This window comes from Rothia sp. HMSC062H08 (genome assembly GCF_001810775.1).
GTDB lineage: Bacteria > Actinomycetota > Actinomycetes > Actinomycetales > Micrococcaceae > Rothia.
In genome coordinates, this window is record NZ_KV802651.1 from 289,790 (window position 1) to 298,320 (window position 8,531).

The window sequence follows — 8,531 nt, forward strand, 5'->3', positions numbered from 1 at the left end:
GGATAGTAACCATGTCCACTGAAACTATTGCCCTGGGCCTGCCGCCCGTACCCCGCGAGCGCCGCAGCCGCGCCGACGTTGAAGCCGCCGCGCCCGTCACCGGTGAGAAGAAAGTCCTGCTCGCCACCCCGCGCGGTTACTGCGCAGGCGTTGACCGTGCCGTGATTGCTGTTGAGAAGGCGCTGGAGCACTACGGTGCGCCCGTCTACGTGCGCAAGCAGATTGTTCACAACCGCCACGTGGTGGAGACCTTGGAAAAGCAGGGCGCTATCTTCGTTGATGAAGTGGATGAAGTTCCCGAAGGTTCCGTGACCGTGTTCTCGGCGCACGGCGTGTCCCCGGCGGTGGTTTCCGCAGCCGGCGACCGCTTCCTGAACACTATTGACGCGACCTGCCCGCTGGTGAACAAGGTGCACCGCGAGGCTGTGCGCTTCGCCAAGCAGGACTACGACATCCTGCTCATCGGTCACACCGGCCACGAAGAGGTCGAGGGTACCGCCGGTGAGGCGCCCGAGCACATCCAGATCGTGAACTCGCCCGACGAGGTGGATCAGGTGACCGTCCGCAACCCGGAGAAGGTCGTCTGGATTTCTCAGACCACCCTGTCCGTGGATGAGACCCTGGAAACCGTGGCGCGTCTGCGTGAGCGTTTCCCCTCCCTGCAGGATCCGCCCTCGGACGACATCTGCTACGCAACCTCTAACCGCCAGGGCGCCATCAAGGAGATTGCACCGCGCGCCGACCTGGTGATCGTGGTTGGTTCGGCGAACTCCTCGAACTCCGTGCGTCTGAAGGAAGTGGCACTCGAATACGGTGCTAAGCGTGCCGAGCGTGTGGACTTCGCACACCAGGTGGACGAGTCCTGGTTTGAGGGCGTGGCAACCGTGGGCCTGACCTCCGGCGCGTCCGTGCCCGAGGTTCTGGTTCAGGAGGTGCTGGCTCTGCTCGCCGAGTACGGCTACAACACCATCGAAGAGGTGGAGACCGCGAAGGAAGATATTCTCTTCTCCCTGCCGAAGGAGCTGCGTTCCGCCCTGAAGAATGACGAGAACGTAGGCCGCCAGCTCGGTGGCCGCGGCGCTAAGCCCACTCGCTAAGACTTTTAGCTTATGACCCCGTGTCTTCTTCCCCGTGTGGGGAGAAGACACGGGGTTTTTCGTGCCTGAGGATGCACGGTTTGGGGCAGCGGTATGCGCCGGGTTCCGCTCGTGGGGGAGTAGAGGGGGACGCTTATGCAGCGTCGCGCTCACGCTACGCGGGGGAGTGCCCCCTCTTCAGCGCCTGGGGGCGCTTCGAGGACGGAGCCCCCGCTTCGTGTGACCGCCTCCGCTGCACCCTCGTTGCCCAGGGCCTATTACCCCGGAAATTACCGCGTCATATCAACCCCTCCGCGAACTCATGACATTTGTCATGGGCAGGTCATGACACTCTGTACCGCACCGGTGCGAAAACCGGCGGTGTAATAGAAACATGAACACCGCAGCACTTCAGAATAGCAAGCAAAACACCGCAGAAACCGTTATTTCCGCCCGCTCCCTCCGCCAGGTTTTCTCCACCCGCGCGGCAGGCACCGTGGTCGCCGTCAACTCGATTGACCTGACCGTCAAGCGCGGCGAAATCATCGCACTGCTCGGCCCCAACGGCGCCGGCAAGACCACCCTCATCGACATGATTCTTGGTCTGACCCAGCCCAGCGGCGGCGAGTTGAGCGTCTTCGGTCGCAACGCCTCCGAGGCGGCACGCGCCGGTCTACTCGGTGCGGTTCAGCAGACCGGTGGCCTGCTCAAGGACCTGACGATTCGCGCCACGGTTGAGATGATTGCGGCGCTGTACCCCAAGCCTATTGACGTGGATGAGGTACTCGCCGGCGCCGACCTGGCCGAGATTGCTAAGCGTAAGGTCGGCAAGTGCTCGGGCGGTCAGCAACAGCGTCTGCGTTACGCCCTGGCGACCATGCACTCGCCGGAACTGCTGATCCTGGACGAGCCGACCGCCGGCATGGACGTGAATGCGCGCCGCACCTTCTGGGAGCGCATGGAAGCCATCGCCGAGCGTGGAACGACCATTCTTTTTGCGACGCACTACCTGGAAGAAGCACAGAACTTCGCCCAGCGCATCGTGCTCATGGAATCCGGCTCTATCATCGCTGACGGCTCCTCCGACGAGATTCGCGCCCTGACCGGCCACCGCCACCTTTCCTTCCTCGCACCCGCACCCATCACCGACCTGGATGTGCCGGTCGAGGTGACCGAAGAGTCCGGCGGGTACCGCCACCGCATCTCCGTGCTGGAGATTGAGCAGGTACTGCGCACTCTGCTGAACAACTACAGCATCAGCGACCTGGAGGTCACCAAGCCCTCCCTGGACGAGTCCTTCACCCTGCTGACCGAGCAGGCCGCCGCCTCCAAGGCATCCGACGCCTAAACACTAGACCGCCTCAACACCACACGCCGCCGCTACACACCTCAAGGAAAACATCATGCTCCGCTACGCACTCTACGACATCCGCGCTTCTATCCTCTCGACCGACCGTTTCTTCTTCGGCGTGGCACTGCCCATCGTCTTCTTCCTGCTCTTTGGCGCGATGCAGGACTACTCCTCCCAGCCGATGGGTGACGGCAACGTAGCAGCGTACGTCATGATTGGCATGGCGCTGTACGGCGCCGTGCAGAACACCGTGGCGATTAGCGGTAGCACCGTCACCGAGCTCTCCAGCGGCTGGAACCGCCAGCTGGCGCTGACCCCGCTGACCACCGGCAAGTACCTGGGCGCGAAGGCTCTGACCGCCCTGGTGATTTCTGCGGTGCCGGTGATTGCGGTGAACATTGTAGGCATGTTTACCGGCGTTGAGATCCCTGTGAACCAGCAGCTTGCCGCCGGCGCGCTGACGGTGCTGTGCGGTCTGGTGTTCGCCTTCTACGGCATCATGATGGGTCTGCTGATTCGTAACGAGAACGCCGTGTCCATTGCGAACGGTCTGCTGGTGATTATGAGCTTCTTCGGTACCGTGTTCTCCCCGCTGAGCACCGACCTGCTGAAGTACGCCCGCTTCACCCCGCTGTACGGTGCTGCCGAGATTGCCCGCTACCCCTTCGCCGCAGGTCAGACCATTATTCTGGGTGGTGAGGACTGGTTCGTGACCGAGCCGCTCTGGTACGCCGTAGTGAGCCTGGTCGTGTGGGCGGCTATCTTCCTGGGTGTTTCTGCCCTGCTGATGCGCCGCGCAACTCGCCGCTAAACGCTTCTTCCCGCCGCAGCCTTGAACCTCGAGGCTGCGGCGGAATCCGTATCCACTCGCACCGAACCCGCGCTGTACCCGTTGAAGCCGCCGCACCGGTGATATCTGCACCCGCGGTATTTGCACGTTAGGCTAGAACCATGACCGAACCCCACACCCACACCCATTCCTACGAGAACGAACACCCCCACACGGAGAACGAGGCGGCACCCTCCGCCGCGAAGCGCACCCTGGGCAAGAACCGTTTCCGCTTCCTCTACCGTGAACGCCGCGGCAGCGTGAACTGGCTGGCGCTGGGCTTTAGCGCCCCGTGGCTGGTGTTTCTGCTCATGCCGCTGGATAGCTTCCTCACCGCCCCGGAACTGGCGTCGGTGCGTTGGACCGGCGTGGCGCTGATTGCGCTGTTCGCGGTGGTGAACTGCTCGGCGTACGCGGTGCCGTGGCTGGTGCCGGTCGCCTCCACGGTGCGTCGAAGCGTCATCTGGACGCTACTGATGGCGCTGCCTGTGGCTGGCCTGACGGCGCTGCGGCTGGAATCGGCGTATATGGTGTTCTTGTCGTTCAGCATGTACTTTGTGGCGTTCTGGATTTTTGGCACAATCGCCCCCTACCCCCTGCGCTTCGGTGTGGCCGCGACGATTGCCCTGGCCTGCTGGCTAATTTTTATGGTGGGTACCAGCTTTGACGTCACCGCGCACGGCGGAATTGCCCTCTTTATCGGTGCGCCGATGGTGGGCATGCTGGGCTTCTCCTACCTGATTGAGCTGGGCGAACGCGCGGACGTGGCGCGTGCATCCCTGGCGCTCTCCGAGGAGCGTGAGGAGATTGCCCGCGACGTGCACGACGTGCTGGGCCACTCCCTGACCGTCATCACCCTCAAGGCTGAGCTGGCGCAGCGCCTGCTGGAGATTGACCCCGCCCGCGCCGGCGTCGAAATGGAGGCAATCGCGCAGCTGTCTCGCGCATCCCTGGCGGAGGTCCGCTCGACCGTCACCCGCCTGCGCGTACCCGACTTCTCGGGTGAGATTGAGGGTGCGGGTCGTGCCCTGCAGACTGCCGGTATCCGCGCCGAACTGCCGGATGCTCAGAGTGCGCTCGCGGTGGCTGGCGTGAACGCGAAGCTGTTCTCCTGGGTTCTGCGTGAGGCGGTCACGAACATGGTGCGCCACTCGGGTGCGAACGCGGCGCGGGTGCGTCTGAGCGCAACCGGTTTGGACATCCTCGATAACGGCGTGGGTGCGGGCGATGCCCGCGGTAACGGCCTGACGGGCATGGCTCAGCGCGTGGCGGCGTCCGGCGGTAGCGTGGTGATCGAGGCGGCACCCGAGCAGTGGCTGGCGGAGAACCCCGGCGGTGGGGTGGGTACGCGCATCCGTGTGAGCATGGACGGCGACACCTCACTGCTGTAAATAGGTGCTGTAGATTGTGGAACTTGGCGCCGCGCCCTGGACGGGGGAGCTACCCGCCCCTGTATGGTGGTGGTAGACAACCTCACGCGGTTGTTCCGCCCGCCATTATCACCCCGTCTTCGCCCCCTGGGAGGCTCCCATGATTCGTGTTCTGCTCGCTGACGATCAGCAGCTCATCCGTGAGGCTCTTGCCGCCCTGCTGGGCCTGGAGGTTGACCTGCAGATTGTGGGTCAGGTCGGTAGTGGTGATGAGGTGCTGGGCGCTGTCGCCCTGTTGAAGCCGGACGTGGTGCTGCTGGATGTGCAGATGCCCGGTACTTTGCTGGCTGATGGTATTGAGGCGGCTGCGGCGCTGCGTGATGCGGGTGCGGTGAGTGAGTCGGGTGAGCCGGTGCGCACGCTGATTGTGACGACGTTTGGCCGCCCGGGCTATGTGCGCCGTGCGCTGGAGGCTGGTGCGAGTGGTTTCGTGGTGAAGGATACGGGTGCTCGCCAGTTGGCGGAGGCGATTCGTCGTGTGCATGCGGGGTTGCGTGTGGTGGATCCGTCGTTGGCGGCGGATTCTTTGGTGACGGGTGCTTCTCCGTTGACGGAGCGTGAGGCGCAGGTGCTGCGTGAGGCGGCGTCGGGTGGTACGGCTCAGCAGATTGCGTCGGCGTTGTTTTTGTCGGCGGGTACGGTGCGTAATTATTTGTCGGCGGCGATGGCGAAGACGGGTGCGTCGACTCGTCAGGATGCGGTGCGTATTGCCACGGAGAACGGCTGGCTCTAACTCGCTGCTTCTCAATAATTCGGGCGGGGGAGCGATGATGCTTCCTCGCCTCAGTTTTTCGCCTTCACTTTCTCCTAACCGGTGCCTATCCCTGCACTCGGGGCGGCTCCTGCGTGAACACGGTAGAATGGTAGTGTCTATGCCCGCAGGCGCCCCGCACCCGTTTCTTCTTGAGACTGGCGGTGTTGCGCTTGGAAGCGGGCACCATTTTCGCCCTGTGCCCGCCCGCACCCGCCGCATCACGTACGCGGCGCATCCTGAGTGTTTGGCGGGGTACATGATTCGAAGGAAAACTTGTGGCTCTAACTATCGGCATTGTTGGCCTGCCTAACGTGGGCAAGTCCACCCTGTTCAACGCTCTGACCGGCAACACCGTGCTGGCGGCTAACTACCCGTTCGCGACCATTGACCCGAACGTGGGCGTGGTGAACCTGCCGGATGCGCGTCTGAACCGTCTGGCTGAGATTTTTGGTTCGGAGCGTATTCTGCCTGCGACTGTTTCGTTCGTTGATATTGCGGGTATTGTGAAGGGCGCTTCTGAGGGTGAGGGTCTGGGTAACAAGTTCCTCGCGAACATTCGTGAGGCGCACGCTATCGCCCAGGTGGTACGTGCGTTTGATGACCCGGACGTCATTCACGTGGACGGCAAGGTTGACCCCGCCTCCGATATGGAGACCATCAATACTGAGCTGATTCTGGCTGACCTGCAGACTCTGGAGAACGCTATTCCGCGTCTGGAGAAGGCTGTGAAGATTAAGAAGGGTGACGCCGCTCAGCTGGAGGCCTACAAGGCTGCGCAGAAGATCCTGGAGGATGGTGACACCATCATTTCTCGTGCGAAGGACGCGAAGCTGGAGCTGGCTCATTTGAAGGAGCTGAACCTGCTGACTGCTAAGCCGTTCATTTACGTGTTCAACGCGGATGAGGGCATTCTGGCGTCTGAGGAGAAGCAGCAGGAGCTGCGTGACATGGTGGCGCCGGCTGAGGCTGTGTTCTTGGATGCGAAGCTGGAGGCTGATCTGGTGGAGCTGTCTGAGGAGGAGGCTCGCGAGATGCTGGAGATGAACGGTCAGGATGAGTCCGGCCTGGACCAGCTGGCTCGCGTGGGCTTCTCGACCCTGGGGCTGCAGACTTACCTGACTGCTGGCCCGAAGGAGGCTCGCGCCTGGACTATTTATAAGGGTGATACTGCGCCGCAGGCTGCTGGCGTGATTCACTCTGATTTTGAGCGCGGCTTCATTAAGGCTGAGGTTGTGTCGTTCAAGGACCTGGATGAGGCTGGCTCCATGGCGGAGGCGAAAGCTCGCGGTAAGGTCCGTATGGAGGGCAAGGACTACATCATGCAGGACGGCGACGTAGTCGAGTTCCGCTTCAACGTCTAATCTACGTCGGTTCCAAATACCATAGGGGTAGAAGAATAATGGATACAAGATTACTCGTACCTTCATTTGCAGAAGATACTGAGAAGTTCCTTATGACTGGGGCTGGAGACCTCCGGAACACAACAACTTTCGCAGATAACATGAAGCGTCCTGTTCACAGATGGTTCCGATACAGCGCTGGCTACTCAGCAGATTGGGCCGGTAGCTTGATGCGGCATTGGGGAGCGCAAACGGTACTTGATCCTTTTGGAGGCTCTGGAACAACTTTGCTCGCTGCGCAAGAGCAGAAAATAGAATCTGTGGCTACAGAAGCCCATCCAATGGTCGCGCGTATCGCAAGTGCAAAGCTTTTATGGACCGAAAATCCAGATGAGCTACGCGAACGTGTAGATGAGGTATTGGCGGCAGTTAAAATAGATCGTCCAGTTCAGGTACCTACAGCACCTCTTATTGCCAAGTGTTTCCCTGACTCAGCATCATTACATACACTTTTGAGGATTCGCGATGAGGTATTGAACCAGCAGAATACGGATGGAATCGCTGAACTATTATGGCTTGCGTTCATCTCGATTATCCGTGCATGCTCTCCGGCAGGCACTGCGCAATGGCAGTATGTATTGCCGAATAAAACCAAAAGTCGCGTAGCTGAACCGCTAAGTGCTTTCGCGTCTGCTGGTGAGCTTTTTGCATCAGATATGGAAAAACGACAATTTTTGCTTGGGGATAACCCTGCAACGGCTACCATACTTCATTCTGATGCAAGAAATCTGGTAGGTGTTAAGGATAATTGGGCTGAAGCGGTAATTACATCCCCCCCTTACGCTAATAATTATGATTATGCTGACACTCTTCGCCTGGAGCAGATTTTACTTGGAGAAATTGAAGGGTGGAAAGACTTGCGAGAACTACGAACTGTTTTGTTACGATCCGCTACACAAAATATGGGGCGTTGGAATGCAGAAGAGGCCCTTGAATCTCCTCTGATGAGTCCTATCATGAATGAATTTATGCCTGTGTATGATGATCTTACAAAAGCTCGTAAAGAACGTGCAGGGCATAAAGCATATAACACAATGCTAGCTGGCTATTTTTATGATAATGCAAAGGTATTTCACTCGCTGCGACGTGCGACTAAGACAGGAGCAAAAGTGTGCTACGTAGTGGGAGATTCAGCTCCGTATGGTGTTCACGCTCCAGTAGAAAAATGGCTTGGCGAGCTTGCTGTAGCAGCAGGGTTTAACTCCTGGTCATTTACTAAAGTTCGAGATCGTAATACTAAATGGAAAAACCGTAAGCATAATCATCCTCTGCATGAGGGATATCTATGGATTGAGGGATAATATGGCTACTTCACCTTCGCACGCGTTGGGGCAAATTGCTGGCTATATGATGGAACAAGCTTTTTACGATATGCTTCTTCCTATTGCTTATGAATTTGACCTATATGTTGACCGCCAAGGTCCTAGACCTGCGCGAGGCCAAAAGAAGAAAGTTACATGGGTCGATGTGCACCAAAATAAACATGACCTAGACTTCGTTTTGGAACGTGGAGGTACACAGGAGATTATCGGCACTCCTGTTGCCTTTATCGAAAGTGCTTGGAGGCGCTACACAAAGCATTCAGTTAATAAGGCTGGTGAAATTGCTAATGCGCTTATCCCGCTGAGGATAACTTATCATTTTGCTAATCCTTTTCTTGGTGCTTTAGTGGCAGGTGAATGGACTCAAGG

General features: G+C 59.1%; 8 protein-coding genes. All 8 read left to right on the forward strand.

Annotated features, from left to right (window positions below; translation table 11 throughout):
- The first annotated feature begins 11 nt into the window (after positions 1 to 11).
- Positions 12 to 1,097, forward strand: coding sequence for a 4-hydroxy-3-methylbut-2-enyl diphosphate reductase (locus tag HMPREF2765_RS01565; RefSeq protein ID WP_070604096.1), 1,086 nt, complete (start codon positions 12 to 14; stop codon positions 1,095 to 1,097).
- 373 nt (positions 1,098 to 1,470) lie between these two features.
- Positions 1,471 to 2,424, forward strand: coding sequence for an ABC transporter ATP-binding protein (locus HMPREF2765_RS01570; RefSeq protein ID WP_070604097.1), 954 nt, complete (start codon positions 1,471 to 1,473; stop codon positions 2,422 to 2,424).
- A 55-nt stretch (positions 2,425 to 2,479) separates the two neighbouring features.
- Positions 2,480 to 3,238 carry an ABC transporter permease gene (locus HMPREF2765_RS01575; RefSeq protein WP_070604098.1) on the forward strand — a complete coding sequence of 253 codons (759 nt, stop codon included), beginning with the start codon at positions 2,480 to 2,482 and terminating at the stop codon, positions 3,236 to 3,238.
- Positions 3,239 to 3,378: 140 nt separating this feature from the next.
- Positions 3,379 to 4,647, forward strand: coding sequence for a sensor histidine kinase (locus HMPREF2765_RS01580; protein ID WP_070604099.1), 1,269 nt, complete (start codon positions 3,379 to 3,381; stop codon positions 4,645 to 4,647).
- Between the two features lie 139 nt (positions 4,648 to 4,786).
- On the forward strand, positions 4,787 to 5,419 hold the full coding sequence (locus tag HMPREF2765_RS01585) for a response regulator transcription factor (RefSeq protein WP_005508461.1): 633 nt from the start codon (positions 4,787 to 4,789) through the stop codon (positions 5,417 to 5,419).
- A gap of 296 nt (positions 5,420 to 5,715) precedes the next feature.
- Positions 5,716 to 6,801 (forward strand): redox-regulated ATPase YchF, encoded by a 1,086-nt coding sequence (ychF, locus tag HMPREF2765_RS01590; RefSeq protein ID WP_070604100.1) that lies wholly within the window; start codon positions 5,716 to 5,718, stop codon positions 6,799 to 6,801.
- Between the two features lie 92 nt (positions 6,802 to 6,893).
- Entirely contained in the window at positions 6,894 to 8,141 is a 1,248-nt protein-coding gene (locus HMPREF2765_RS09140; protein ID WP_168163555.1) for a site-specific DNA-methyltransferase, read from the forward strand.
- 1 nt (position 8,142) lies between these two features.
- The coding region (locus HMPREF2765_RS09240; RefSeq protein WP_210390858.1) for a hypothetical protein at positions 8,143 to 8,531 on the forward strand (389 nt) is incomplete at its 3' end.